General features: G+C 55.2%; 22 protein-coding genes. 11 read left to right on the top strand and 11 right to left on the bottom strand.

The features are described from left to right. Nucleotides 1-554: 554 nt before the first annotated feature. Nucleotides 555-1,838, top strand: a complete 1,284-nt coding sequence (locus ACQG1Y_RS06895; protein ID WP_006809584.1) for a citrate synthase — start codon at nt 555-557, stop codon at nt 1,836-1,838. A 41-nt stretch (nt 1,839-1,879) separates the two neighbouring features. On the opposite strand, the gene ACQG1Y_RS06890 is transcribed toward ACQG1Y_RS06895, so the two are convergent. The 4 genes from ACQG1Y_RS06890 to ACQG1Y_RS06875 form a co-directional block, all read right to left on the bottom strand. Continuing rightward, entirely contained in the window at nt 1,880-2,659 is a 780-nt protein-coding gene (locus ACQG1Y_RS06890; RefSeq protein ID WP_368740465.1) for an oligogalacturonate-specific porin KdgM family protein, read from the bottom strand. An 81-nt stretch (nt 2,660-2,740) separates the two neighbouring features. After that, entirely contained in the window at nt 2,741-3,931 is a 1,191-nt protein-coding gene (locus tag ACQG1Y_RS06885; protein WP_368740464.1) for a glycoside hydrolase family 88 protein, read from the bottom strand. A 21-nt stretch (nt 3,932-3,952) separates the two neighbouring features. Continuing rightward, on the bottom strand, nt 3,953-5,215 hold the full coding sequence (locus ACQG1Y_RS06880; protein WP_058688880.1) for an oligosaccharide MFS transporter: 1,263 nt from the start codon (nt 5,213-5,215) through the stop codon (nt 3,953-3,955). A 36-nt stretch (nt 5,216-5,251) separates the two neighbouring features. After that, a complete protein-coding gene (locus tag ACQG1Y_RS06875) occupies nt 5,252-7,033 on the bottom strand; it encodes a DUF2264 domain-containing protein (RefSeq protein ID WP_426736705.1) in 1,782 nt (593 codons plus the stop codon). Nucleotides 7,034-7,230: 197 nt separating this feature from the next. On the opposite strand from ACQG1Y_RS06875, the gene ACQG1Y_RS06870 reads away from it, so the two are divergent. Then, on the top strand, nt 7,231-8,079 hold the full coding sequence (locus ACQG1Y_RS06870; protein ID WP_368740462.1) for an AraC family transcriptional regulator: 849 nt from the start codon (nt 7,231-7,233) through the stop codon (nt 8,077-8,079). Between the two features lie 2 nt (nt 8,080-8,081). On the opposite strand, the gene nei is transcribed toward ACQG1Y_RS06870, so the two are convergent. From nei to ACQG1Y_RS06835, 7 genes are all read right to left on the bottom strand, one after another. Further along, nucleotides 8,082-8,873: an endonuclease VIII gene (gene nei / locus ACQG1Y_RS06865; RefSeq protein WP_062938143.1), complete on the bottom strand. Its 792-nt coding sequence runs from the start codon at nt 8,871-8,873 to the stop codon at nt 8,082-8,084. Between the two features lie 18 nt (nt 8,874-8,891). Continuing rightward, nucleotides 8,892-9,632: a 5-oxoprolinase subunit PxpA gene (gene pxpA / locus ACQG1Y_RS06860; protein ID WP_063134827.1), complete on the bottom strand. Its 741-nt coding sequence runs from the start codon at nt 9,630-9,632 to the stop codon at nt 8,892-8,894. Continuing rightward, nucleotides 9,619-10,551 (bottom strand): 5-oxoprolinase subunit PxpC, encoded by a 933-nt coding sequence (gene pxpC / locus ACQG1Y_RS06855; RefSeq protein ID WP_015571116.1) that lies wholly within the window; start codon nt 10,549-10,551, stop codon nt 9,619-9,621. The genes pxpA and pxpC overlap by 14 nt, the downstream gene beginning before the upstream one ends. Beyond that, a complete protein-coding gene (pxpB, locus tag ACQG1Y_RS06850; protein WP_003858633.1) occupies nt 10,545-11,201 on the bottom strand; it encodes a 5-oxoprolinase subunit PxpB in 657 nt (218 codons plus the stop codon). Before pxpB ends, pxpC begins: the two co-directional genes overlap by 7 nt. Before the next feature lie 14 nt (nt 11,202-11,215). Beyond that, entirely contained in the window at nt 11,216-11,959 is a 744-nt protein-coding gene (locus tag ACQG1Y_RS06845; RefSeq protein WP_026094364.1) for a type 2 GTP cyclohydrolase I, read from the bottom strand. 10 nt (nt 11,960-11,969) lie between these two features. Continuing rightward, the gene (gene phrB / locus ACQG1Y_RS06840; protein ID WP_045349810.1) at nt 11,970-13,382 is read right to left on the bottom strand and encodes a deoxyribodipyrimidine photo-lyase; all 1,413 of its coding nucleotides are present in this window, start codon (nt 13,380-13,382) and stop codon (nt 11,970-11,972) included. 600 nt (nt 13,383-13,982) lie between these two features. Then, on the bottom strand, nt 13,983-14,189 hold the full coding sequence (locus ACQG1Y_RS06835; protein ID WP_003858637.1) for a YbfA family protein: 207 nt from the start codon (nt 14,187-14,189) through the stop codon (nt 13,983-13,985). A 309-nt stretch (nt 14,190-14,498) separates the two neighbouring features. Between ACQG1Y_RS06835 and kdpF the strand changes: the two genes are divergently transcribed. The 9 genes from kdpF to potE all read left to right on the top strand — a co-directional run bounded on the left by kdpF (nt 14,499) and on the right by potE (nt 26,431). Beyond that, nucleotides 14,499-14,588 (top strand): K(+)-transporting ATPase subunit F, encoded by a 90-nt coding sequence (kdpF, locus tag ACQG1Y_RS06830; protein ID WP_003858638.1) that lies wholly within the window; start codon nt 14,499-14,501, stop codon nt 14,586-14,588. Further along, nucleotides 14,588-16,267: a potassium-transporting ATPase subunit KdpA gene (gene kdpA / locus ACQG1Y_RS06825; protein ID WP_032652985.1), complete on the top strand. Its 1,680-nt coding sequence runs from the start codon at nt 14,588-14,590 to the stop codon at nt 16,265-16,267. Before kdpF ends, kdpA begins: the two co-directional genes overlap by 1 nt. A gap of 18 nt (nt 16,268-16,285) precedes the next feature. Further along, nucleotides 16,286-18,334 carry a potassium-transporting ATPase subunit KdpB gene (gene kdpB, locus ACQG1Y_RS06820; RefSeq protein WP_426736704.1) on the top strand — a complete coding sequence of 683 codons (2,049 nt, stop codon included), beginning with the start codon at nt 16,286-16,288 and terminating at the stop codon, nt 18,332-18,334. A 12-nt stretch (nt 18,335-18,346) separates the two neighbouring features. After that, entirely contained in the window at nt 18,347-18,922 is a 576-nt protein-coding gene (kdpC, locus tag ACQG1Y_RS06815) for a potassium-transporting ATPase subunit KdpC (protein ID WP_032652982.1), read from the top strand. Next, the gene (gene kdpD, locus ACQG1Y_RS06810) at nt 18,923-21,610 is read left to right on the top strand and encodes a two-component system sensor histidine kinase KdpD (protein WP_015571120.1); all 2,688 of its coding nucleotides are present in this window, start codon (nt 18,923-18,925) and stop codon (nt 21,608-21,610) included. It abuts the gene before it with no gap. Further along, nucleotides 21,607-22,284, top strand: coding sequence for a two-component system response regulator KdpE (kdpE, locus tag ACQG1Y_RS06805; RefSeq protein ID WP_003858643.1), 678 nt, complete (start codon nt 21,607-21,609; stop codon nt 22,282-22,284). The genes kdpD and kdpE overlap by 4 nt, the downstream gene beginning before the upstream one ends. Before the next feature lie 278 nt (nt 22,285-22,562). After that, nucleotides 22,563-22,667 (top strand): leader peptide SpeFL, encoded by a 105-nt coding sequence (gene speFL, locus ACQG1Y_RS06800; RefSeq protein WP_003858645.1) that lies wholly within the window; start codon nt 22,563-22,565, stop codon nt 22,665-22,667. A 255-nt stretch (nt 22,668-22,922) separates the two neighbouring features. Then, entirely contained in the window at nt 22,923-25,121 is a 2,199-nt protein-coding gene (speF, locus tag ACQG1Y_RS06795; protein ID WP_063138440.1) for an ornithine decarboxylase SpeF, read from the top strand. After that, nucleotides 25,118-26,431, top strand: a complete 1,314-nt coding sequence (gene potE, locus ACQG1Y_RS06790) for a putrescine-ornithine antiporter (protein ID WP_063413323.1) — start codon at nt 25,118-25,120, stop codon at nt 26,429-26,431. The genes speF and potE overlap by 4 nt, the downstream gene beginning before the upstream one ends. Nucleotides 26,432-26,519 lie beyond the last annotated feature (88 nt).

Here is a 26,519-nt window from a genome sequence, read left to right as displayed (position 1 = left end):
GCTTCCAAATGCTAAAACGACACGTTACAACGCTGGGTGGCTCGGGATTGCAGGGTGTTCCGGAGACCTGGCGGCAGTATAGGCCGTTCACAAAATCATTACAATTAACCTACATACAGTTTGTTGGGTTTTCTCTGGAACAGTGATCGGGGTCACGATAACAACATCTTTTTAATTTTTAATCATCTGATTTGACAAATGTTAAACAATATTGTTACAAACGTCATCAGAAAAGGCATATAATGCGCAAAAGTTATGAGGTCTATCTTTCACCTGACAAATAGTTATGTAACAGTGTGATGGTATTGACCGAAGTTATCAGGACAGTTATTAGTGATATACAGGTTTGAATAATTCGGACTGCAAAAACGCTGATTTGCTGTTGTTTCACTGATATTTCATTCGTTTACCTGCAAGGCGCCATAGCTCTGTACCCTGGTTTCTCCTCGTGAGCTGAGCGGTAAGCCAAATAACAATCTGGTAACGATGATTAACAGCTGAAAGCAAATCCGGTAAAGCGCAGTCTTAAGCATAAGGCGCTAAGGAGACCGTAAATGGCTGATACAAAGGCAAAACTCACCCTAAATGGTGATGATGCTATTGAACTGGATGTGCTAAAAGGCACGCTCGGTCAGGATGTTATTGATATCCGTACGCTGGGTTCCAAAGGGGTATTCACCTTTGACCCTGGATTCACCTCCACCGCATCTTGCGAATCCAAAATCACCTACATTGACGGTGACGAAGGTATCCTGCTCCATCGCGGCTTCCCCATCGATCAGTTAGCCACCGAATCCAACTATCTGGAAGTGTGCTACATCCTGCTGAACGGCGAAAAACCGACGCAGGCCCAATACGATGAATTTAAAACCACCGTGACCCGTCACACCATGATCCATGAGCAGATTACCCGTCTGTTCCATGCGTTCCGTCGTGACTCTCATCCGATGGCGGTCATGTGCGGTATTACCGGTGCGCTGGCGGCGTTCTACCACGATTCTCTGGACGTGAATAACCCACGTCACCGTGATATCGCGGCGTTCCGTCTGCTGTCTAAAATGCCTACCATGGCGGCGATGTGTTACAAATACTCTATCGGTCAGCCGTTTGTGTACCCACGCAACGACCTCTCCTACGCGGGTAACTTCCTGCGTATGATGTTCTCCACGCCGTGCGAAGAGTACGAAGTGAACCCGGTGCTGGAACGCGCGATGGACCGTATTCTGATCCTGCACGCTGACCACGAACAAAACGCCTCGACCTCTACCGTCCGTACCGCGGGCTCTTCAGGCGCGAACCCGTTCGCCTGTATCGCTGCAGGCATCGCCTCCCTGTGGGGACCGGCGCACGGCGGCGCGAACGAAGCGGCACTGAAGATGCTGGAAGAGATAAGCTCCGTTGAGCACATTCCTGAGTTCGTGCGCCGCGCGAAAGACAAGAATGACTCCTTCCGTCTGATGGGCTTCGGTCACCGTGTTTACAAAAACTACGACCCGCGCGCGACCGTCATGCGTGAGACCTGCCACGAAGTGCTGAAAGAGCTGGGCACCAAAGATGATCTGCTGGAAGTGGCGATGGAGCTGGAACACATCGCGCTGAACGACCCGTACTTCATCGAGAAGAAACTCTACCCGAACGTCGATTTCTACTCTGGCATTATTCTGAAAGCGATGGGCATTCCGTCTTCCATGTTCACCGTAATCTTCGCCATGGCCCGTACCGTGGGCTGGATTGCGCACTGGAACGAAATGCACAGCGAAGGCATGAAAATCGCGCGTCCTCGTCAGCTGTATACCGGCTACGAGCAGCGTGATTTCAAATCAGATATTAAACGTTAATTCGTTACATCTGCAAAAACGCGCCCAAGGGCGCGTTTTTTTTAGTTTAAATTGTATTTGAACCCCACTCGCAGCTGATATTCACTTTTTGTATCATCGCCATCTTTATATTCATCAAGATAGCCAAGTTCAAAGAAGGGATAAAACCGTGGCGTAGTATGGAAATTAAAAACAACGTTGTGCTGTAAGGTGTGGTTTTTACCATTGGTATACACGAATTTATCAGAGTGCGTTTTACTGTAATACGTTGGGTTATATTGCACCCAAAAGTCTGGAGTAAAATATTTTGTCAGATAAATATCCACGCGATGCTCCGACGAATCATCCCACTCACCCTGACGTGTTTCACTGTCATGATTCTGATGATTGTAGCGATAGCGCAGTACCGCCCCCAACGTTGGATCAAAATGGTAACCAATGCCAATGTAGGGATCGATGCGTGACCCTGCCGATTCCCAATGAAAAACGGTTCCTGTTTCCAGCCAGAACTGGCTGGCACCTAGCGAGAAGGGCTTATTGAACTCCGCTTCCTGGTAACTGCTTTTCCACTGATCCATGTGCTTACCTAAATCGGCATCGGTTTCAAAACTCCAGTACATGCTTTTCAGGATGCTGTCAGGATCCTGAACAACGCCTGTTAACATCAACCGTTGTAAAAAACTTTCACTGGCGGTGCGGTATTGCGTACGCGGGGCAAAGAACACCGTAGTATACGGTGTCGCTTTTACCTGCGCAGCAGTAATAGTATTATTATTTTCTGCACACACACCCAGTGAAGAAAACGTTATTGCAGCGAATATAATTACGCTGTTTCTTTTCATTATATTATCCTTGCCATTACAGAGATAAGCGCTCCCCTGCCTGATTAAAGACATAATTTAGAGAACAGGGAGAGCGAGATATTACCAGTAACTATTCCATGACGACGTTGCCCGCGCGATGGCTTCCATCAGGAAATAATCTCCCCAGGCACAGCATTCATTTACGCCAACGTTACCTTTAAAATGATAGACAGAATGGTTGAGAAGTCCTTCCCCCTGCTGATGCGTCAGATTGAAATAGCGATCGATCATGCTTTCAATGATTTTTAACCCTAGCGCCTCATAGCTTTCACGATCAGGATGGGTCACCGGTAGCTGTTTCACCAGCTCCAGCAGTGCACAAGCGAGAATGGCGCTGGCAGAACTGTCTCGCTCACTATTCGGGTCGGTTAACGCCAAATCCCAATAGCAAATAAGATCGTCCGGCAGCCGGTTGATAAAGTAGTTTGCCAGGGTCTGGCTCAGCGCCAGCAGCTTTTTATCACCGGTGTAGAGATAATTAAGCAGAAAACCATACACGCCCCAGGCCTGCCCGCGCGACCAGCAGGAATCATCAGAGAACCCCTGATGGGTATTGCCAAACCGTGGCTCACCGGTTCTGACATCCATATAGTACGTATGGAATGTAGAACCATCTTCACGAACGATATAGCGTCGGGCCTGTTCAATATGCCTTTTCGCCGCTTCAGCATAGCGTGGCTCCCCGGTGGCAAGGCTGGCCTGATATAACAGCGGCAAATTCATATTGCAGTCGATGATCATTCTTCCCTGCTGCTCAGGGTTATCCAGCTCTCCCCACGCCTGAATAATGCCGCAGCGGTGATGGTAGCGCTCCATTAACAATTCAGCAGCCTGTAGGGCGATGTATTTTGCCTCTCTGTCGCCCGTTAGTTTGCTGCCTGCGATACAGGAAAGACTGTATAAGAACCCCAGATCGTGGTGGTTAGTACAATCTCGTTTGGTAATCCGCTCGCCAAATGAGCGGACGTGCTGTTCGGCTAATGTGCGATAGCTCGCTTCCCCGGTCCACTCCCAGGCGAGCCACAGCTGCCCGGTCCAGAAACCGGTCGTCCATTCCTGATTATCAATTACCGGATACTGACCGTTACGGCAGGCCGCATCGGGAAAGCGCTGTCCGAACCAGGTCATGTTCCGTTCAACCGCGCTGGCGATAAGCGGCATGGCATCACGGATTTTCGTTGCAATCGCCGCGCGCTCACCATGGCGAAGCATAACAGGGACAATCGGTTCCTTACGTATATTCTCAGACATCATTCTCTCGTTCTCGTTGCTTCAGTGAAGGGCTTCCTGACCCGGTGACGGAAGGTCCGGGACCTTTTTATGCTGGTAACACGCGGAGAGGGTAAAAGCAGAAATCCCCGTAAACACCAGTGCTATCAGCCCCATAACCAGATAGGTGTGTTCAAACCCAATTGTCTGGTAGGCATAGCCGGCCGGAGGCGCAACAACGATTGATCCCACATAGATCATCGCCTGATACCCCAGCAGATACATCGTGGCGTTGACACGCTTATCAAAATGTTCGGCAATGTACTTAAAGACCGAGACCAGAATCAGGGCGATTTCGATCCCGTACAGGGGTTTGATAAGGCAGATAATGACCGGATCGTTTGTCAGCCCGGAAACAATTAATCGCAGGCTGATCACCAGTCCGGTGAGCAATAACCCCTGTTTTGCTCCAATGCGATTTATGAGGGCAGGCACTAACATCATGCCGAAAAACTCCGTCGCAGATTGCGTTGTACTCATATAACCAAACATGGCATTCCCCTCTTCTTTTGTGCTGAAGAAGGTGACGAAGTAGCGTGAAAACTGTTGTTCAGCGATAAACATCATCCATGCCACGCCGGCGATGTAGAGCGCAAAGGTCCAGAATTTTTTGTTACGTAGCAGGTTATATACATCGCCAATCACAATTTTTTCTTTCGACAGAACGTTATTCTCTTCCTGACCGAAATGATCGACTTTGAGCGTCAGCAGCACCGCAAGCATGCACAGTGCGGAAGCGCTACTGATAACAAAGTTAATTTTTGGCGAGATGTTATAGAGGTAACCGGAAAATGAGGAGGCCGACGCCCATCCCAGTGCGGCCCACATGCGGATACGGCCAAACTCCATATCGTATAAACGGCTGAAACGATCGACATAAGACTCTTCGGCCGCAACGCCTGCGTACCATCCAAGACTGAAAAACAAGGCGCCGACGATCATGCCGCTGACAAAATGAGTCTCCAGCAGCGGCAGATAGCACCAGATAAAAAAGGGAGCCATCATTGCTGAAACGGCGCAGACAAAGTAAAGCAGATGTTTTTTCATGCCCATTTTGTCCATGATATAGCCATAAATAGGCTTAAAAATGACAGCAAAAACGCCGTTAACGGCGAACACGGTGCCAATTTCTATGCCATCAAGTCCGGCTTTATCCCCCAGCCAGATGGCATAAAGCCCAAAACTTGCAGCCCAGGTAAAGGTAAACAGAAAAACGAAGAGGCTTAGTTTGATATAAGCCGAACGTGTTGATTGAACAGGGTTCATGGTTATCTTTCTCCGCACGCACGCCAGGTGCGCCAGCTATTGTATGTGTAGGGTTTTCGTGTTCAGCGTGAGAACCTGGCTCAGGCGATCGAAGGCCAGCGTCATCGGTGGCGGCAGGACAGAGGCCATCGTGGCCGTTACGGCACACGCCAGCCAGTGCGTACCGGGTTCAAGCACGGCGCCCAGGCAGGGGATCTCGCCCGGTGCAGCATGGAGAATGTGGCTGTTGGGAGGCGTCGTGACGGTCAGCGCGTGACGCTCGCAGAGCAGATCCACAATCTGGCTACACCCGGACAAGGTGTTCAGGGCTACCTCATGAGAAGCTTTACTTGTTTTCGCGAGTAAATGACGATTGATGGCGAATCCACCCTCGACGCTGTCGAGCGCGCGCTGGGTTTCAACCCGGTGGAGTCGGATGTGCCCCTGTTGATGCGGGATAAGCCAGGTTGTGACAAATACATCCGGCCAGGGTTGCCAGGTGCTGCGGAGCCAGGCGTCAGTCATGTCGACAGAGGTGCACTCGCGACGTCCGCGCCAGTAGTTGTCCTGCTCACTGAATATCAGCATCGAATCGCATGCCGCATGATTCAGGGCGTCATTTCCCCGCGTAAGCGTGAATCCAAAATGGCTGGAATAGGCAAACTTGCTGTATTTCGCCTCGAAATTGACGAAGTTATTACGATCGTACTGACCCGACATCAGCATCCATGCGTGCCGGTTTTCGTCGGCATGTACGATGATTTGCCCGGCCTCTTTTATCTGATGAATATTTTCCCGCGCTGGCAGCGGTGCGGCCTCAGCCTGCCAAAACGGGCTATCATCCGGTAATGCAAGAATCAATAATGTTTTGCATGCCCACCAGGGTGTGCACGGGCTATTGTAATCTTCCGTCATCACCAGGTTCGGATAGGTATAACCCAGGGTAAATAAGCCGTCATTATCCGTAAAGGGCTGCGCCATCCACCAGTCAAGATGGCGAAGGATCAGGCCTTTGACGACCCCTGGCGAGAAAACATCCAGCCCGGTATAGGCCACTGCGCTCCAGAATGCGGCCTGCACAAAGCGGTAGGTCAAGCTACGGCCAAAGGGGATGGCATTACCGTCGCAGGTGAAATAGTGGAGGTAGTCGCCCGCAAACTGATGCGCCCGCTGGCGATAACAGAGACAACGCGACGGATCGACATCCTGCATAAAGTGGCTATACAACAGGCTGTAAAAATGAAAACCGCTGGAAATGTAGTAATCGCGTGGCTTTCCGGCGCCGTCGGAATACCATCCGTTACCCAGCCAGAAGGGTTCAACCGCGTTCAGATGCTTATCAATCACCATCATATCGTAATGGCGCCCTACCCGTTTCAGTCCAACCTGAACCAGGACCGGGAAAAAATGCCAGTTATTATCGGGGATGGTTATTTCGGCACTCTGGCGCAGCCAGCGTTCCAGATTGTCCTGTTCAGTAGCCGAAAGCGCCTGCCAGATCCCGGTGTCAGGTAGCGCCAGCGCCAGGCCAAACGCCGCCATTTCGACACAGCGCTGGTCGTTGTCAGACAGATCGCCCCAGTAGTCTGGATGCTGAGGGTCGCAACCACTACGGATGCCCTGTAAAAATATTTCCCTATACCCTTCCGCTTCGCCGCCGCTCAACAGCGGCGCAAGCGCCCACATCAGGCGTGCAAAGCCCTCAATACCCGCGATATCGTCTGTATAGTGAGCTGCCGTTTCCCCAATGTGCAAACGGGTATTTTCCCGGGTCAGATGGGGCACAGCAGCGGCAATCCAACCCTCTGCGAGTTGGCAATAATCGTTCTTTACCTGCATAATGAAACCTCGTTTCATTTGATGATTTCGGGGCATCATAAGGAGTCAGAGACGCAGACAAATGTGATAATTGTCGTATTTTCAAACAGCGCAGTTTATTGAGAACAATATTGGCTGGAATTTTGGCGGTAAAATTTGGTTAAGATGATAAAAGTTTAAGTTTGTTCACATCCTCTCCGAGGCAGCCAGGGGCTACCATGCAGCGTTCCGAAGACAACAGTTATCTGGAACATATCAATCTCACAGACAGGTCGATCTACTTTAACCGCATGAAAGATATGCCAGCGAATTACTATCATTGGCATCAATGTGTGGAAATTTTATCGGTGTCCCTGGGGGTTGGGATCGCGTTGATGGAGCATCAGCAATATACCGTTAAACCCGGGCGGATCTTTATTTTCCCACCGGGGAAACTTCACAAAGTTTACGTCGAGCAGGACGCACGCAATATCTACCACCGCACGACGCTGCACTTTAACGGCTCAGTGATTGACCACTATCTGCGTGATTTCCCCCGTCAGCAAAAACTGCTTCGCCAGTTGTGTGGTCGCGGAGAAAAAGCCCGGGTCTTTGATGTGCACGATGTACAACCCGTCATTGAGAACGTACTGGATCGCTTTGAAGCCCTGATGAAAAGTGAAACATTCAGCATCAGTGACAGCGCATTTCTGGTGATGCAGTTGATCAGCCTGTTACCCTGGCAGGAGCAGGCCACCGGGCAGAATACCTTTTCGGCGAATATTATCCGCTGGCTCGAAACCCGCTTTCATCAGCGCTGTACGCTGGAAGAGATCGCCAGAGCCATGGGTTGTTCCCGAGGACATGCATCCCGCCGGTTCCACGATGAAACCGGCGGGACGATTCAGGAATATTTGACGATGAGGCGCATCCGCCAGGCGTGCGAATTATTACTGCACAGCAATGCTACGGTACGGGAGATTGCCGCACAGGTTGGCTTCTCCGAATACGCCTGGTTTATTACCTGCTTTCGTAAAAATATGGGGAAAACGCCCCTACAGTATCGCAAGACCTACGCTACACCATGACGTCATCTCTGACAGTTCGGACACCAGTAAAACGGCCTGGAAGAGATCGTCGCCTTCTCAATCACCCCGCCGCACCGCTCACACTTTTTACCTGCCCGATGAAACACCTTGAAGCGGAACAGCGCCCCGTGATGCTTGTTCTCATCCACCACGCCGCGCGTGTTGTACGACAGCCGTGGGATATCCAGTAACGCGTACGACAGCGCCTCCAGCTGTTCATCGCTCAGCTGCGACGCTTTGCGCTGCGGCGCCAGCCCCACTTCCCAGAGGATCTCCACCCGCAGGTAGTTTCCCAACCCCGCCAGAAATGCCTGATCGAGCAACAGCCCGGAGAACTGCCGGTTGCGGAATGTGGGGGATAACAACCGGGCTTTCACATCGCTTGCCGTCAGACGCATGTCGAGCACGTCCGGCCCGACCCGCTGTAAGAACGGATGCGTCAGCAGCTGCTCCGGCGTTAACATTTCGATATCAGAGGCGCTGTAAAGCAGGATCGCCTTATCCGCCGTTTGTAGCCGCACGCGCAGCACGCGGGTCGTTTGCGGCTGCTCGTCCGCCTCCACCACCCGCCAGACACCGTAAAGCTGATTATGGCTGTATAACGTCAGGTTATGGGAAAAGTGGGTGAGTAACGCCTTGCCGCGCGTTTCAATGTGGGTCACCGTCTGCCCCACCAGCTGCGATTCAAACGGCTTGAGTTGAGGAAAGGCAAACCAGACGTGTGTCAGAGGTTTGCCCTTTATCGCCGCCTCCAGGCTATCCGCCGCGCGGCGGATCTCCGGACCTTCTGGCATGTTATTGTCCTTTCATGATTATTCTGCGCTGACAACAATGCCCTCTTCCGAGAACGCCGCCCGCAGGCGTCGCGCAAACTGGAGCGCATGCTCGCCGTCACTGTGTAAGCACACCGTATCAGCCTGAACGTTTGCCGTTGTCCCCTCCGTTGAGGTTACTCGCCCGAAGCGCACCATCTCCAGCGTCTGCGCCAGTGCTTTACCTTCGTCGGTGATCAGCGCACCGGCCTGCGTACGCGGAACCAGGCTACCGTCCGGCAGGTATCCCCGATCGGCAAACACTTCCTGCCGCGTCGTCAGCCCCAGCCGTTCTCCGGCACGAATAAGCTCGCTGCCCGCCAGGCCTACCAGAATCAGTTGCGGATTACAGTCCCGCACCGCACGGGCAATGGCATCCGCCAGCGCCGGATCTTTCGCCGCCTGGTTATAGAGCATGCCGTGCGGCTTGACGTGGCGCAACACGCCATTCTCAGCGCGCACTATCGCCTCCAGCGCGCCGATCTGGTAGAGCATTTGCGCGTAAACCGTCTCAGGCGGCAGATCCATCGCTGTGCGACCAAAGTTTTCCCGGTCGGGAAAGCTGGGGTGAGCGCCAATCGCCACAACGTTTTTCATGGCATTGCGCACGCTCGCCAGCATGGTCTGCGCATCGCCGGCATGAAACCCGCAGGCGATATTCACCGAGGAGACCAGCGTCATCAGCGCCGCATCGGCGTTGCTGCCCTCCCCCAGATCGGCGTTTAAATCAATCTTTACCATCGAGCCTCCACGCCAGCTGTTCGAGATAACGCTGCTGATCCTGCCGGGCTTTCAGCGCCTCCTCCAGCGAACACTGCACAAAATGAATGGGCTGACCGAGAGGAATTTGCGCCAGATGGTAGCGATCCGCTTCGATAATGCAGGCAATACGCGGATATCCCCCCGTGGTTTGCGCATCGTTCATCAGTACGATGGGCTGCCCGTTGCCCGGCACCTGAATCACCCCGGGCAACAGACCATGGGAAAGCAGCTCCCGGTCAGTCGTGCGGGTCAGCGGCTGCCCCTGAAGCCGGTAACCCATGCGGTTACTCTGCGGGCTGATCTTCCACGGCGAGCGCCAGAAAGACTCTTTCGCGGCTTCATCAAACTCATGGTATTCCGGTCCTGGTAAGGCGCGGATCACGTTCCCCCACAGCAGCTGTTTCACGCCCTGCGTGGTGGTGAAATGGCGCGTTGAGGTCTTTATCCGCAGACGATCGCCGTCACGCAGCAGCCGCCCTTCATGGCCGCCCATTCCCGCTTTCTGGTCGGTGCTGGATGAGCCCAACACCTCCGGCACGTCGATCCCCCCCGCCACCGCAAGATAGCTGCGCACGCCGTGCAGAGGACGCTTGAGCGTCAGACGCTGCCCGGCCTTCGCCCGCAGGCGCCAGCCGGTCCACACCGCTTTGCCGTCCAGCGTCGCGTCACAGCCCGCGCCGGTTAAGGCAAACCAGGTTTCCTGACCAAACTCAATCACGCACTGACCCAGCGTAATTTCTAACGCCGCCGTGCTGCCTGCGTTACCTACCAGCAGGTTGGCAATCTCCAGCGAAGGGCGATCGAGCGCACCGCAGTAGCTCACGCCCGACTGACGCAGCCCAAAACGCCCGGCATCCTGTACCGAGGTGTAAAGCCCTGCGCGAATAAGCGTTAACATACCCCCTCCTTCTGCGGGATAAAGCGCAGGGTATCCCCCGGACGCAGGAGTATGGGCGCGTCCTGGCCTGGTTCAAATAACGGCGTGGACGTGTGCCCAATCAGTTGCCAGCCTCCCGGTGAGGCGAGCGGATAAATTCCCGTTTGCTCGCCACCAATCGCCACGCTGCCCGCCGGTACGCTCAGGCGCGGCTCAGCCCGGCGCGGCGTATGCAGCTGGGGCGATAACCCGCCCAGATAGGGGAAACCCGGCTGAAATCCCAAAAACCAGACAACATAGTCGACTGAGCTATGCAGCTCCACAACCTGCTTCTCCGTTAATCCACAGTGTTCGGCCACCACGCCAAGGTCGGGGCCTCCCTTGCCGCCATAGACAACCGGGATCTCAATCGTCCGCGATTCCGGCTCCAGCGCCTCGCTCTCCTCCCACCAGCGTTGCAGACGCTCAATGGCATCCAGCGCCCCCGTGTGCGGATCACGCAGCACCACGGTGATATTATTCATACCCGGAATAGCTTCAACCACGCCGGGTAGCTCGGGCAGTCGCTGAGCCAGACGCCAGATACGCTTTTGCGTAGCAAGCGTCACCGGAGGCTCAAGCTCCAGAACTACCGCGGTTTCACCCAGAAGATAACAACGCGCTCGCTGCACTTAACTACCTCTCATCAGGCCGGATTAGGGATATCAATAAACGTCACATCCAGATCGGTATTTTCCGTCAGCCACTCGCTGAGGGCGCGGATGCCGCCACGCTCGGTGGCGTGATGGCCCGCCGCGTAAAAATGCAGGCCTTGTTCACGGGCTGAGTGAATGGTCTGCTCGGAGACTTCGCCGGTAATGAAGGCGTCGACACCAAAACGCGCCGCGCTGTCAATAAAGCCCTGGCCGCCGCCGGTGCACCATGCCACGCGCTTCACGGTATCCGGCCCGGTGTCGCCGCACCACAGCGGACGACGCCCCAGGCGCGCTTCGATCCACGAAGCCAGCTCCAGACCCGGAACCGGCATCGACAGTTCGCCCCACGGCACCAGAGGTTCAATTTCACCCATCACGGTAATCCCCAGCAGCTGCGCAAGCTGAACGTTATTTCCCAGTTCAGGATGCGCATCGAGCGGCAGGTGATAGCCGTACAGGTTGATGTCATTCGCCAGCAGCGTTTTGAGTCGGTTGCGCTTCATGCCGCGAATAATCGGTGATTCGTTTTTCCAGAAATAACCGTGGTGGACAATCACCGCATCGGCTTCCTGACGCACCGCCTCATCCAGCAGCGCCTGGCTTGCCGTCACGCCGGTGATGATTTTTTGCACCGCCTCGCGCCCCTCCACCTGCAAGCCATTCGGGCCGTAGTCGCTAAACGAAGCCGTGTTGAGTTTTTCGTTAATCAGGCGTTCCAGTTCACTGTTTTTCATCATCATTCTCTCAAACTTTTCGGGCGGCTTCGTACGCCGCCAGCGTGGCGACGCGCGCCTGTTTATGGTCGACAATGGGACGGGGATAGTTCAGGGTAACACGCTGTTTATCCGCCCATACCCAGGGTTCATGAATGGCTTTGGCCGGGACATCCTTTAGCTCAGGCAGCCAGCGACGGATAAACTCGCCGTCGGCGTCAAATCGTTGTCCCTGCGTGGTCGGATTGAAGATCCGAAAATAGGGAGCCGCATCCGTTCCGGTGGAGGCCGCCCACTGCCAGCCGCCGTTATTCGCCGCCAGATCGCCATCGATCAGCTGAGAGATAAAATAACGCTCTCCGGTTCGCCAGTCGATAAGCAGATCCTTCACCAGGAAGCTGGCGGTAATCATACGCAGACGGTTATGCATCCACCCGGTTTCATTGAGCTGCCGCATAGCCGCATCAACAATCGGGAAGCCGGTGAGCCCACGCTGCCATGCTTTAAGCAGCTTCTCATTCGACTGCCACTGTACCTGTTCGGTCCAGTGAATAAAGGGCCGATGTTTACACAAATCAGGATGATACGTCATCAGATGGCGATAAAACTCACGCCAGATCAGTTCGTTCAGCCACACTGCGCCCGCCCCCCCGTCTAAGGCCTGAGGCTGTTCCGCCAGCAGGCGATGTAAACACTGGCGCGGAGAGAGCGCGCCCAGCGCTAAACAGGCCGACAAGCGGCTGGTGCCTTCAGTCGCTGGAAAATCCCGACGCGCCTCGTACTCTGCCGCCCCCTGCGTGCAGAACTGACGCAACCGGTCAATAGCTGCTTTCTCACTGGCGGGGAATACTGTTTCATCGAACGACTGCTGGGGATAATTCAGCCTGATCGCCGGCAGATCCGTTATCGTTTCCCCTCTCACGGTCGGGGCGGTAACGCACTCAGGTAGTCCCTCTTTCAGGCGTTTGATAAAGGCATTTTTAAACGGCGTGAAAACTTTATACATTTCGTGGCTACCGGTCATTACGCTGCCCGGCGCGAGCATCACGCTGTCATCAAAGCCTTCACAGACCACGCCCGCAAGGGTTTTCTCCAGCTGACGATCCCGCTGTTGCTCGTTGAATTCATACTGATAGTTGTAATAAAGATGCGTTACTGCGTGCTGCTGGCAGATTGCCTGCACCGTCTGGCGCTGCGCGGCAAAATCATGGGCCTCTTTATAGATCAGCGGAATGCCTTTTTCAGCCAGTGAATGTTGCAGGTCATTCAGATACGCGCTGAGTAGTGCCGCTTGCCGGGGCGCCATGTCATGCTGCCGCCACTGTTCAGGCGTGGCGATAAACAGGGCCAGCACATTCGCGTCTTTAGCGCGGCAGGCCGCCGCGAGAGCGAAGTTGTCGTGAATGCGTAAATCCGCGCGAAACCAAACCAGATGGGTGGGCATAAAACTCCTGCAATTGTCCATTATGTCCGTAAGGGCATGCCGTAAAAGGAAAAAGGCACGCATTGAACTACTTTGCCATGAAGTGTAGACGGGATGAAATAAAAAAGGCCGCCCGAGGCGGCCTTAACGCTACTTGTCCTGCGCTATCAGGGTAAAGGCAATAAACACATCCGGTTTATCACTCTTTACAACGAGTGCGCTGGCGACAATGAACGCGATGCATAAATAGCGTTTCACTATGCGGTCCCTGCTGCTAACCGCTCCACCTATCACCACCGGTGATAAATCGGTGGACACAAGCTCTGTGTGGAGCCTGACTCACGGTTGTGGTAACACCTTTCCCGGGACCGGTGCCCATTTGCGAGATGGCGGAAAGGGACGCTGCATAGTAGGCATCACGTGAGCAAAGCGTCATCCATTGAACCTGTTTTTAAGAATTTATTTAGGAGTGAAGCGTTTGCTTATTAAACCAGCAGAAGTATGCTTGTAAGCCTCTGTGTGAGAGCTTGAAAACCACCCAACGGACCGCGAATCCCTAGGGACAAAAAAACCGCCACATTGCTGTAGGCGGTTTTTTTATGGCTACGATGTCACACCGTATCAGTAGAAATCGCAGGTCGCTTTCTCGGCCTGATCCATCCACACCGGCTTCTCGCTGGTTTTCGCCCAGACGCGGTGCAGGTAACTGTAGAAACGTGCGCGATCTTTCCAGAACAGCATCACCGGCAGGGCCAACACGCCAGCCACTACGGCGAAAGTGCGACGCATGAAAATGATATGAGCCGGAAACTCTTTATAAAGATCCATAATTTTCTCCCCTGTAGTTGGCCGGAAACCGTCTCCGGAAAATGTGAAATCTGTGACCTGGTTAAAATAATACCGCTTTGTTTGTAATTTTACTACTCATCCGACCACTTATTTTCATTCATTTCGTGAATATTTACATTCCCGCCTGTAATTAAGTTACAAAAAAGTTAACGATTTACTTACCAATAGTTAAAATGTGGTCTTTCCCTTTTTATACTTTTTTTACACCTGCCCTTCTGATTTTTGCGAAATCTTTGCGCCATAAATCCTACCGTTTGTACAACAACAAAAGTCACCCGGAGGTGGATTGTGAGTGCAGGTCTGATTGCCGGCATCGTGCTGGTGTTCCTGTTATTGGGTTATCTGATTTATGCCCTGATTAATGCGGAGGCATTCTGATGGCTGCTCAGGCGTTTTTGCTTATTGCCAGCTTTTTACTGGTGCTGTTTGTGCTCGCCAGGCCGCTGGGAACAGCGCTGGCGCGTCTGATAAACAACGTGCCATTGCCGGGCACGCGAAATATTGAAAACGTGCTCTGGCGCATTTCAGGTATCAGCGACCGGGAAATGAACTGGCGCCAGTACCTGATGGCGATACTGCTTCTGAATATCCTGGGGCTTATTGCCCTCTTTACGCTGCTGATGCTCCAGGGCAGTCTGCCGTTGAACCCGCAGCAATTACCGGGTTTATCCTGGCATCTGGCGCTGAACACGGCGGTCAGCTTTGTCACCAACACCAACTGGCAGTCTTACGCTGGTGAAACCACGCTCAGCTACTTCAGCCAGATGGCCGGGTTAACCGTGCAAAACTTTCTTTCTGCGGCCAGCGGTATCGCGGTGATCTTCGCCCTGACGCGCGCGTTTGCCCGTCAGAATGTCAGCACCCTCGGCAACGCCTGGGTTGATGTCACGCGCATCACCCTTTGGATCCTGGTGCCTGTTGCGCTGATTATTGCCCTGTTCTTTATTCAGCAAGGCACTCTGCAAAACCTGCTGCCTTATACCCCTTACACCTCGCTTGAAGGGGCCAGGGAACTCCTTCCTATGGGGCCGGTGGCGTCGCAGGAAGCGATCAAGATGCTGGGCACCAACGGCGGCGGCTTCTTCAACGCCAACTCATCGCATCCGTTTGAAAACCCAACGGCATTAACCAATTTTGTACAGATGCTGGCGATCTTCCTGATCCCCGCCGCGCTCTGCTTCGCCTTTGGCGATGTGGTTAACGATCGCCGCCAGGGACGTACGCTGCTGTGGGCGATGTCGTTGATCTTCGTGGTCTGCGTAGCACTGGTGATGTGGGCCGAATGGAACGGCAACAGCCACTTCATGCTGCTGGGGGCTAACAGCAATATCAACCTGGAAGGCAAAGAGAGCCGCTTCGGCATTCTTGCCAGCAGCCTCTATGCGGTGGTCACCACGGCGGCCTCCTGCGGGGCAGTGAACGCCATGCACGACTCTTTTACCGCGCTCGGCGGCATGATCCCGATGTGGCTGATGCAGATTGGCGAGGTAGTTTTCGGTGGGGTCGGTTCGGGGCTGTACGGCATGCTGTTGTTCGTTCTGCTCGCCGTGTTTATCGCCGGGCTAATGATCGGTCGCACGCCGGAGTATCTCGGCAAAAAAATCGACGTCCGTGAAATGAAATTAACCGCGCTGGCAATTCTGGTCACCCCCACCCTTGTGCTGCTCGGTACCGCGCTGGCGCTGATGACCGACGCCGGGCGCAACGGCATCTTTAACCCGGGCATTCACGGCTTTAGCGAAGTGCTTTACGCCGTTTCGTCTGCCGCCAACAACAACGGCAGCGCCTTTGCAGGATTAAGCGCCAACTCGCCGTTCTGGAACTGTTTGCTGGCGTTCTGCATGTTCATCGGACGTTTCGGCGTGATTATTCCCGTCATGGCGATCGCTGGAACACTGGTGAATAAGAAGATCCAGCCGACCACCACCGGTACGTTACCGACTCACGGCGCGCTGTTCGTCGGCCTGCTGATTGGCACCGTTCTGCTGGTGGGTGCCCTGACCTTTATCCCCGCCCTCGCGTTAGGCCCGGTTGCGGAATATCTCTCTTTACGCTGATTTTGCGGAGAATTTGTCATGAGTCGTAAACAACTGGCCCTGCTCGAACCGACGTTAGTTCGTCAGGCCCTCATGGATGCGGTAAAAAAACTGAGCCCGCGCGTGCAGTGGCACAACCCGGTGATGTTTATTGTCTGGACTGGAAGTTTACTCACCACCGCACTGGCGATTGCCATGGAAACGGGACACCTTTCAGGGAATGCAACCTTTACCGCCGCCATCAGCCTGTGGCTGTGGTTTACCGTGCTGTTCGCCAACTTCGCCGAAGCGTTAGCGGAAGGCCGCAGTAAGGCACAGGCCAACAGCCTGAAAGGGGTAAAAAAGACCGCCTTTGCACGCAAATTACGCGAACCTAAATACGGCGCGCAGATGGACCACGTTCCGGCGGATGAACTGCGCAAAGGTGACGTGGTGCTGGTGGAAGCTGGCGACATCATCCCCTGCGACGGTGAGGTGATTGAGGGCGGCGCGTCGGTAGACGAAAGCGCCATTACCGGGGAATCCGCACCGGTGATCCGTGAGTCGGGCGGAGATTTCGCCTCAGTTACCGGCGGAACGCGCATTCTTTCCGACTGGCTGGTGATCCAGTGCAGCGTTAACCCGGGCGAAACCTTTCTCGACCGGATGATCGCCATGGTGGAAGGCGCACAGCGTCGTAAAACGCCGAACGAGATCGCCCTGACCATTCTGCTGGTGGCGCTCACCATTGTTTTCCTGCTGGCAACGGCGACCCTGTGGCCTTTCTCCCCCTACGGCGGTACAGCGGTTAGCATCACCGTACTGATCGCCCTGCTCGTCTGTCTGATCCCCACCACTATCGGCGGCCTGCTTTCCGCGATTGGCGTGGCGGGGATGAGCCGGATGCTGGGCGCGAACGTCATCGCCACCAGCGGACGCGCCGTTGAAGCGGCGGGTGACGTAGACGTGCTGCTGCTGGATAAAACCGGGACCATCACCCTGGGCAATCGTCAGGCCTCTGACTTTCTACCTGCTCCCGGCGTGGATGAAAAAACGCTGGCTGACGCGGCGCAGCTTTCCTCGCTGGCCGATGAAACGCCGGAAGGCCGCAGTATCGTGATCCTCGCCAAGCAGCGCTTTAACCTGCGCCAGCGCGACGTTCAGAGCCTGCACGCCACGTTCGTGCCCTTCACAGCGCAAACCCGAATGAGCGGAATTAACATTCAGGACCGGATGATCCGTAAAGGGTCCGTTGATGCCATTCGCCGTCATATTGAAGCCAATAATGGACACTTCCCCCCGGAAGTCGACAACCTGGTGGAAAGCGTGGCGCGTCAGGGAGCAACCCCGCTGGTGGTGGCGGAAGGTGCAAGCGTTCTGGGGGTTATCGCCCTGAAGGATATCGTTAAAGGCGGTATTAAAGAGCGTTTCGCCCAGATGCGTAAGATGGGCATTAAAACAGTGATGATCACCGGGGATAACCGTCTGACTGCGGCGGCCATTGCCGCCGAAGCGGGCGTGGATGATTTCCTTTCCGAAGCGACGCCGGAAGCGAAGCTGGCACTCATTCGCCAGTATCAGGCGGAAGGCCGTCTGGTGGCGATGACCGGCGACGGCACCAACGACGCCCCGGCGCTGGCGCAGGCCGACGTGGCGGTGGCGATGAACTCCGGTACCCAGGCGGCAAAAGAGGCGGGCAACATGGTGGATCTCGACTCGAACCCGACCAAGCTGATCGAAGTGGTACATATCGGTAAGCAGATGCTGATGACGCGCGGCTCGCTGACCACGTTCAGTATCGCCAACGACGTGGCGAAGTATTTCGCCATCATTCCGGCGGCTTTTGCGGCAACCTACCCGCAGTTGAATGCCCTGAACGTGATGCACCTGCACTCTCCGGCCTCGGCCATTTTGAGCGCGGTGATCTTCAACGCGCTGATTATTGTCTTTCTTATTCCGCTGGCGCTGAAAGGGGTGAGCTATAAGCCGCTGTCGGCCGCCGCCATGCTGCGCCGTAACCTGTGGATTTACGGTCTGGGTGGGCTGGTGGTGCCCTTTATTGGGATCAAGGTTATCGACATGCTGTTAACGCTGTTCGGGCTGGTTTAAAAGGTGGATCCAATGACGATGTTACGTCCCGCTATACTGTTGTTTATTCTGCTGTCTCTGATTACCGGCGGGCTTTACCCGCTGATGACTACCGCGCTGGGCCAGTGGTGGTTTAAAGATCAGGCCAACGGCTCGCTGATTATCCAGAACGGTGAAAACCGCGGCTCGCGTCTGATTGGGCAGAACTTTACGGACCCGCGCTACTTCCAGGGACGCCCTTCCGCCACTGCGGAAAGCCCGTATAATCCAATGGCCTCCGGCGGCAGCAATCTGGCTGGCAGTAATCCTGACCTGGACAAAGCCGTTGCTGAACGCGTTGCCGCCCTGCGCGCCGCGAATCCGCAGGCCAGCCGTGAGGTGCCGGTTGAGCTGATCACCGCTTCCGCGAGCGGGCTGGATTACAGCCTGACGCCGGATGCGGTGGTGTGGCAGATCCCACGCGTGGCAGCCGCCCGTCAGCTGACCGTCGAGCAGGTGAGCCAGCTGGTCGCAGAACATACGCAAAAGCCGCTGGTCAGCTTCATCGGCATGCCGATAGTGAACATTGTTGAGCTGAATCTGGCGCTGGACGCGCTAAGGAAGAACTAAATGACCGACGAGCCCATGCGCCCGGATCCGGACAGGCTGCTTGAACAGACGGCTGAAGCCCACCGCGGCAAGCTGAAAATTTTCTTCGGCGCCTGCGCGGGCGTCGGGAAAACCTTCGCCATGCTGACGGAAGCCCAGCGGCTTCGGGCGCAGGGGCTTGATATTCTCATCGGCGTGGTGGAAACCCACGGTCGCAAAGAGACGGCTGCGCTGCTGACGGGGCTGGCGACGCAGCCGCCCCAGCGTATCAGCCATCGCGGGCGGCTGGTCACGGAGTTTGATCTTGATGCCGCCCTCGCCCGCCGCCCTGCCCTGATCCTGATGGACGAACTGGCGCACAGCAATGCGCCAGGCTCCCGCCATCCGAAGCGCTGGCAGGATGTTGAGGAGCTGCTTGAGGCAGGCATTGACGTCTTCACCACGGTAAATGTTCAGCATCTGGAAAGCCTGAACGACGTAGTGAGCGGCGTAACCGGTATCCAGGTGCGGGAAACCGTCCCCGATCCGTTTTTTGATTCTGCCGATGAAGTCGTACTGGTTGACCTGCCGCCGGACGATCTACGCCAGCGCCTGCACGAAGGCAAAGTGTATATTGCCGGCCAGGCCGAACGCGCCATCGAACATTTTTTCCGCAAAGGAAACCTGATTGCCCTGCGCGAGCTGGCCCTGCGCCGCACCGCCGATCGCGTTGATGACCAGATGCGCGCCTGGCGAGACCTACAGGGACAAGAGCGCGTCTGGCACACGCGGGACGCCATTCTGTTATGCATTGGTCACGGCAGCGGCAACGAAAAACTGGTTCGCACCGCCGCCCGGCTGGCAGCGAAATTTGGCAGCGTCTGGCACGCGGTCTACGTCGAAACGCCGCAGCTGCATGGCCTGCCAGAAAATCAGCGTCGCGCCATTTTGAGCGCGCTGCGGCTGGCGCAGGAGCTGGGTGCCGAAACCGCCACCCTTTCCGAACCGCAGGAAGATAAAGCCATTCTGCGCTACGCGCGCGAGCACAACCTGGGCAAGATTGTCATTGGACGTCGACAGCATCGCCGCTGGTTTAGCCGCGAATCTTTTGCCGACAGGCTGGCCCGCCGCGCGCCGGATCTTGATTTAGTCATCGTCGCGCTGGATGACAAGCCCGCCCCACTGCCCAACCGTACGCCGGATGCTCGCACCTTTGGCGATAAATGGCGCATTCAGATCCGGGGTTGCCTGGTGGCAGTGGTCCTTTGCGCCCTGATTACGGTGATTGCCAGCCAGTGGCTCATCGCCTTCGACGCCGCCAATCTGGTCATGATTTATCTGCTCGGCGTCGTTGTGGTCGCGCTCTTTTATGGCCGCTGGCCGTCGGTGCTGGCAACGGTGATCAACGTCATCAGCTTCGACCTTTTTTTTATCGCTCCGCGCGGGACGCTTGCTGTCTCGGACGTGCAGTACATTCTGACCTTTGCCGTGATGCTTACCGTCGGGCTGGTGATCGGGAATCTGACGGCAGGCGTACGCTACCAGGCACGCATTGCCCGCTATCGCGAGCAGCGCACGCGCCATCTGTATGAAATGTCAAAATCGCTGGCGGTTGGCCGCACGCAGCGGGATATCGTACAGACCAGCGAGCAGTTTATCCGTTCGACCTTTCATGCCAGTAACCTGATTTTGCTCCCCGACGAACAGGGGCGCCTTCGCCCGCTGACCTCCCCTTCGGGGATGACGCCCTGGGATGAAGCGATTGCCCGCTGGAGTTTCGATAAGGGGTTACCTGCCGGCGCCGGCACCGACACGCTGCCCGGCGTGCCTTACCAGATCCTGCCGCTGCGCAGCGCGGATAAAAATCACGGGCTGGTCATCGTCGAGCCGTCTAACCTGCGTCAGCTGATGATCCCAGAGCAGCAGCGCCTGCTGGAAACCTTCACCCTGCTGGTCGCCAGCGCCCTTGAACGGCTGGCGCTCACCGCCAGCGAAGAGCAGGCGCGGCTGGCAAGCGAGCGCGAAAGTATTCGCAATTCGCTGCTGGCAGCGCTGTCTCACGATTTGCGCACCCCGCTTACCGTGCTGTTTGGCCAGTCCGAAATTCTGACGCTGGATCTGGCGGCGGAAGGATCAAAGCACGCGATGCAGGCCAGCGAAATTCGCCAGCACGTGCTGAATACCACGCGCCTGGTGAACAACCTGCTGGACATGGCGCGCATTCAGTCCGGCGGGTTTAACCTCAAAAAAGAGTGGCTCACCCTTGAGGAGGTTGTCGGCAGTGCGCTGAAGATGCTGGAGCCGGGTCTCGGCGGGCGCCATATTGAGCTGGACATGCCGGAACCCCTGACGTTAATCCATGTGGATGGCCCGCTGTTTGAGCGCGTGCTGATTAATCTGCTGGAAAACGCGGCTAAATACGCCGGGACAAAGGCCCGGCTGGGGATTGCTGCCAGGGTGGATAAACGTGTGCTGCGGCTCGACGTCTGGGATAACGGGCCGGGTATTCCGGCCGGTCAGGAGCGCGCCATATTCGAAAAATTTGCGCGCGGTAATAAGGAATCCGCCATTCCGGGCGTTGGGCTGGGTCTGGCGATCTGCCAGGCGATTGTCGACGTGCATGGTGGCACCATTTCCGCAGAGAACCGCCCGGAAGGTGGGGCACGCTTTTGTGTTACACTTCCTCTTGAAACCCCACCAGAACTTGATGAATTACCAGAGGATTTGTGATTAACGTTCTGATTGTTGAAGATGAGCTCGCTATCAGCCGATTTCTGCGTACCGCGCTGGAAGGCGACGGCTTGCGCGTGCATGAAGCCGGTACGCTTCAACGGGGGTTAATTGAAGCCGCCACCCGCAAGCCAGATCTGGTGATCCTGGATCTGGGACTTCCGGATGGCGACGGCATCGATTTTATTCGTGAGGTGCGTCAGTGGAGCCAGATGCCCATTCTGGTGCTCTCTGCCCGCACCGAAGAGACGGATAAAATCGCCGCGCTGGATGCCGGAGCGGATGATTATCTGATCAAACCGTTTGGCATTGGCGAGTTACAGGCCCGGCTTCGTGTGGCGCTGCGTCGACACAGTGCCACGTCCCCTTCCGATCCGGTGTACGCCTTTGGCGATATCCGCGTCGATCTTGCCGCCCGCCGCATCGTGCGAGGGGAAGAAGAGATCCACCTTACGCCTATCGAATTTCGTCTGCTGGCCGTGCTGCTCAATAACCACGGAAAAGTGTTAACGCAGCGACAGCTGTTAAGCCAGGTCTGGGGACCGAATGCTGTCGAGCATAGTCACTATTTACGCATTTATATGGGACACCTTCGCCAGAAACTTGAAGCCGATCCCGCGCGTCCTCGTCATTTATTAACAGAAACCGGTATCGGATATCGGTTTATGATCTGAATAAGTATTCACTTTAATTTTAAATAAAAAACATACCAGCCTTAATATAGCCATGAAAATAACGATGAGTTTATTTTCATAGCTATATCCGCCCTCTTTAAACACAATTAAAACATCAAATTAACACCGAACCAACAAAACAGCATTTTGATCTGCGTTATTCACTCAAAACGATTAATTATTTCTAAAATGATCGGTTATTGGTGATCTGTTTCACAGTTAATCCCTTTTTCCTGGATAAAATGACCATGCTTTCAATTACTGAAAGGAAACTGAACATGGAAAACAATAATCGTTTAATGCCCCATATCAGGCGGACAACACATATCATGATGTTTGCCCACCGTAACTGTTTTGACTTTCATCTCTTTAACGCCCGGTAGTCCTTCGACTTCTGGCGCATCTGCTTACAGGTTATCCTGAAAAACGCTATTTTACAGGCTGTTGCCTGTGAACACCTGCGCTCATTCCTTGTGATTCAGATTCTCCGCAACCGGGCGGACTGAATTCTACTCAGCAAAAAAGCAATTAACTGATTTCGTATCAGCGGACACGCTTTGCTTTTTTTTCCGGAAATAATCGATTTCTTTACCGCAAGAAGTCGAGGGCCCCATATTGCATGAAATAAAGAGATAAAGATGAAAACGTTAAAAATTGCCGTCAGCCGTGCCTGCCCTGAATGCTTTACCACTTCGCGCGACATCGTGGATATCACCGCATCAGATTATATTGATGTGGCAGCCGTGGTTCTGGCCGTCAGCGATATTTTCAATGGCGCCATAGAAGAAATTGAAGCCACGGGATTCGGTATCCCGGTGTTTATTGCCACGCATAAAGAAGAAAGGGTTCCGGCTGAATTTCTGTCGCGTATTCACGGCGTTTTTGAGTACTCCGACACCAGCAATGCGTACTACGGACGCCAGCTTGAAGCGGCTGCACAGAAGTACGAAACCCAGCTCCGCCCGCCGTTCTTCCGCGCGCTGGTCGATTACGTCCAGCAGGGGAACAGCGCGTTTGACTGCCCCGGACATCAGGGAGGCCAGTTCTTCCGCCGCCATCCGGCCGGAAACCAGTTTGTCGATTTCTTTGGCGAAACGCTTTTCCGCGCCGATCTGTGCAATGCCGACGTGGCAATGGGCGATCTGCTGATCCACGAAGGCGCGCCATGCATCGCCCAGCAGCATGCGGCAAAAGTCTTTAATGCGGATAAAACCTACTTCGTGCTGAACGGCACCTCCTCTTCTAACAAGGTGGTGCTCAATGCCCTGCTCACGCCAGGCGATCTGGTGCTGTTCGATCGCAATAACCATAAATCTAATCACCACGGGGCGCTGTTACAGGCGGGCGCGACGCCGGTGTATCTGGAAACGGCGCGCAACCCGTACGGGTTTATCGGCGGTATCGACGCACACTGTTTCGACGAGAGCTACCTGCGGGAGCTGGTGTCAGAGGTCGCGCCTGGCCGTGCGCGGGATGAACGTCCGTTCCGTCTGGCGGTGATCCAGCTGGGCACCTACGACGGTACCATTTATAACGCCCGTCAGGTGGTGGATAAGATTGGTCACCTGTGCGATTACATTCTGTTTGACTCCGCCTGGGTGGGTTACGAGCAGTTTATCCCGATGATGGCCGACTGCTCGCCGCTGCTGCTGGAGCTGAACGAAAACGATCCGGGCATTCTGGTGACCCAGTCGGTGCATAAGCAGCAGGCGGGCTTCTCGCAAACCTCGCAAATCCATAAGAAGGACAGCCACATAAAAGGCCAGCCGCGCTATGTCCCGCATAAACGCCTCAACAACGCCTTTATGATGCACGCCTCCACCAGCCCCTTTTATCCGCTGTTTGCCGCCCTGGATATCAACGCCCGCATGCACGAGGGGCAAAGTGGGCGCAACATGTGGATGGACTGCGTGGTGACGGGTATCGAAGCGCGGAAACTGATCCTTCAGAACTGTCAGTTTATTCGTCCGTTCGTGCCGGAGACGGTGGATGGCCGTCCATGGGAAAGCTGGGATACGGCAGAGATTGCGACCGATCTGCGCTTCTTCCATTTCGTTCCGGGCGAACGCTGGCACGCCTTTGAGGGATACGCCGAGCATCAGTATTTTATCGATCCCTGCAAACTGCTGCTAACTACGCCGGGCATCAACGCCCGCACCGGTGAGTACGATGATTTCGGCGTGCCCGCCACCATCCTCGCCAACTTCCTGCGTGAAAACGGCATCGTGCCGGAAAAATGCGACCTCAATTCCATTCTGTTCCTGCTCACCCCGGCGGAGGACATGGGCAAATTGCAGCAGCTCGTCGCCCAGCTGGTGCGCTTCGAAAAACTGCTCCAGAGCGATGTGCCGCTGAAAGAGGTTCTGCCCTCTCTTTATAAGCAACATCCGGAACGTTATGCGGATTATACCCTGCGTCAGATTTGTCAGGAGATGCATGACCTCTACGCCCGCCATAACGTGAAGCAACTGCAAAAAGAGATGTTCCGCAAGTCTCACTTCCCACGCGTCATGATGAACCCGCAGGAGGCGAACTATGCCTATCTGCGCGGTGAGGTCGAGCTGGTGTCCCTGCGCGACGCGGAAGGCCGTATCGCCGCGGAAGGCGCGCTGCCTTACCCACCGGGGGTGTTGTGCGTGGTGCCGGGAGAAGTCTGGGGCGGTTCCGTGCTGCGCTATTTCGCCGCGCTGGAAGAAGGGATCAATCTGCTGCCGGGTTTTGCGCCGGAGTTACAGGGGGTTTACGTCGAGGAGTGTGACGGTCGCAAACAGGTGCGCTGCTACGTCATCAAACAACCTGCCGCTCAGCCATCGCTGCTGAAAGGAGAAAAATTATGAGTAAGGCCAACAAGATGGGCGTGGTGCAACTCACTATTCTCACCATGGTGAATATGATGGGTTCGGGGATCATCATGCTCCCCACCAAGCTCGCTGAAGTGGGGACGATTTCGATTATCTCCTGGCTTGTTACCGCCGTGGGTTCGATGGCGCTGGCGTGGGCGTTTGCCAAGTGCGGTATGTTCAGCCGCAAGTCCGGCGGGATGGGCGGCTATGCCGAATATGCGTTTGGTAAGTCCGGTAACTTTATGGCGAACTATACCTATGGCGTGTCGCTGCTGATCGCCAATGTGGCGATTGCCATTTCCGCTGTCGGTTACGGCACAGAGCTGTTTGGCACGACGCTGACCCCGGTGCAAATTGGGCTGGCGACCATCGGCGTGCTCTGGATCTGCACCGTCGCTAACTTTGGCGGCGCGCGCATCACCGGACAGCTCAGCAGCATCACCGTCTGGGGCGTCATCATCCCGGTTGTCGGCCTGTGCATCATCGGCTGGTTCTGGTTCAGCCCGACGCTGTACGCCAATTCCTGGAATCCGCATCACGTACCGTTCTTCACCGCCGTGGGATCGTCCATCGCCATGACGCTGTGGGCCTTCCTCGGGCTGGAGTCGGCCTGTGCGAATGCGGAAGTGGTGGAAAACCCGGAGAAAAATGTGCCGATCGCGGTACTCGGCGGGACGCTGGGGGCGGCGGTGATCTATATCGTCTCAACCAACGTGATTGCGGGAATTGTGCCCAACATGGATCTGGCTAACTCCACGGCGCCGTTCGGACTGGCGTTTGCGCAGATGTTTACGCCGGAGGTAGGGAAAGTGATCATGGGACTGATGGTGATGTCCTGCTGCGGCTCGCTGCTGGGCTGGCAGTTCACCATCGCCCAGGTATTCAAATCTTCCGCTGACGAAGGTTATTTCCCGAAAATCTTCTCCCGCGTCACCAAAGCGGATGCACCGGTGCAGGGCATGCTGGCGATTGTCATCTTCCAGAGCGGATTGTCGCTGATGACCATCAGCCCGTCACTGAACAGCCAGTTTAACGTGCTGGTCAACCTGGCGGTGGTGACGAACATCATTCCGTACATTCTGTCGATGGCGGCGCTGGTGATTATTCAGAAGGTGGCGAAGGTGGATCCGCGCAAAGCCCGGGCGGCCAATATCGTGGCGCTGATTGGGGCGATTTACAGCTTCTATGCGCTCTACTCGTCCGGTCAGGAGGCGATGCTGTATGGGGCGATGGTGACCTTTATGGGCTGGACGCTGTACGGTCTGGTATCGCCGAGATTTGAATTGAAGAATAAGCATAGTTAGGTAAAGCAAAACGGCAACCCATGGGTTGCCGTTTTTAGTGTTTTCTCCCTCTCCCTGTGGGAGAGGGCCGGGGTGAGGGCATCAGCCC

The organism is Enterobacter cloacae complex sp. 397G4 (assembly GCF_050031515.1).
GTDB lineage: Bacteria > Pseudomonadota > Gammaproteobacteria > Enterobacterales > Enterobacteriaceae > Enterobacter > Enterobacter hormaechei_C.
This window is presented reverse-complemented; position numbering and strand designations above follow the sequence as displayed.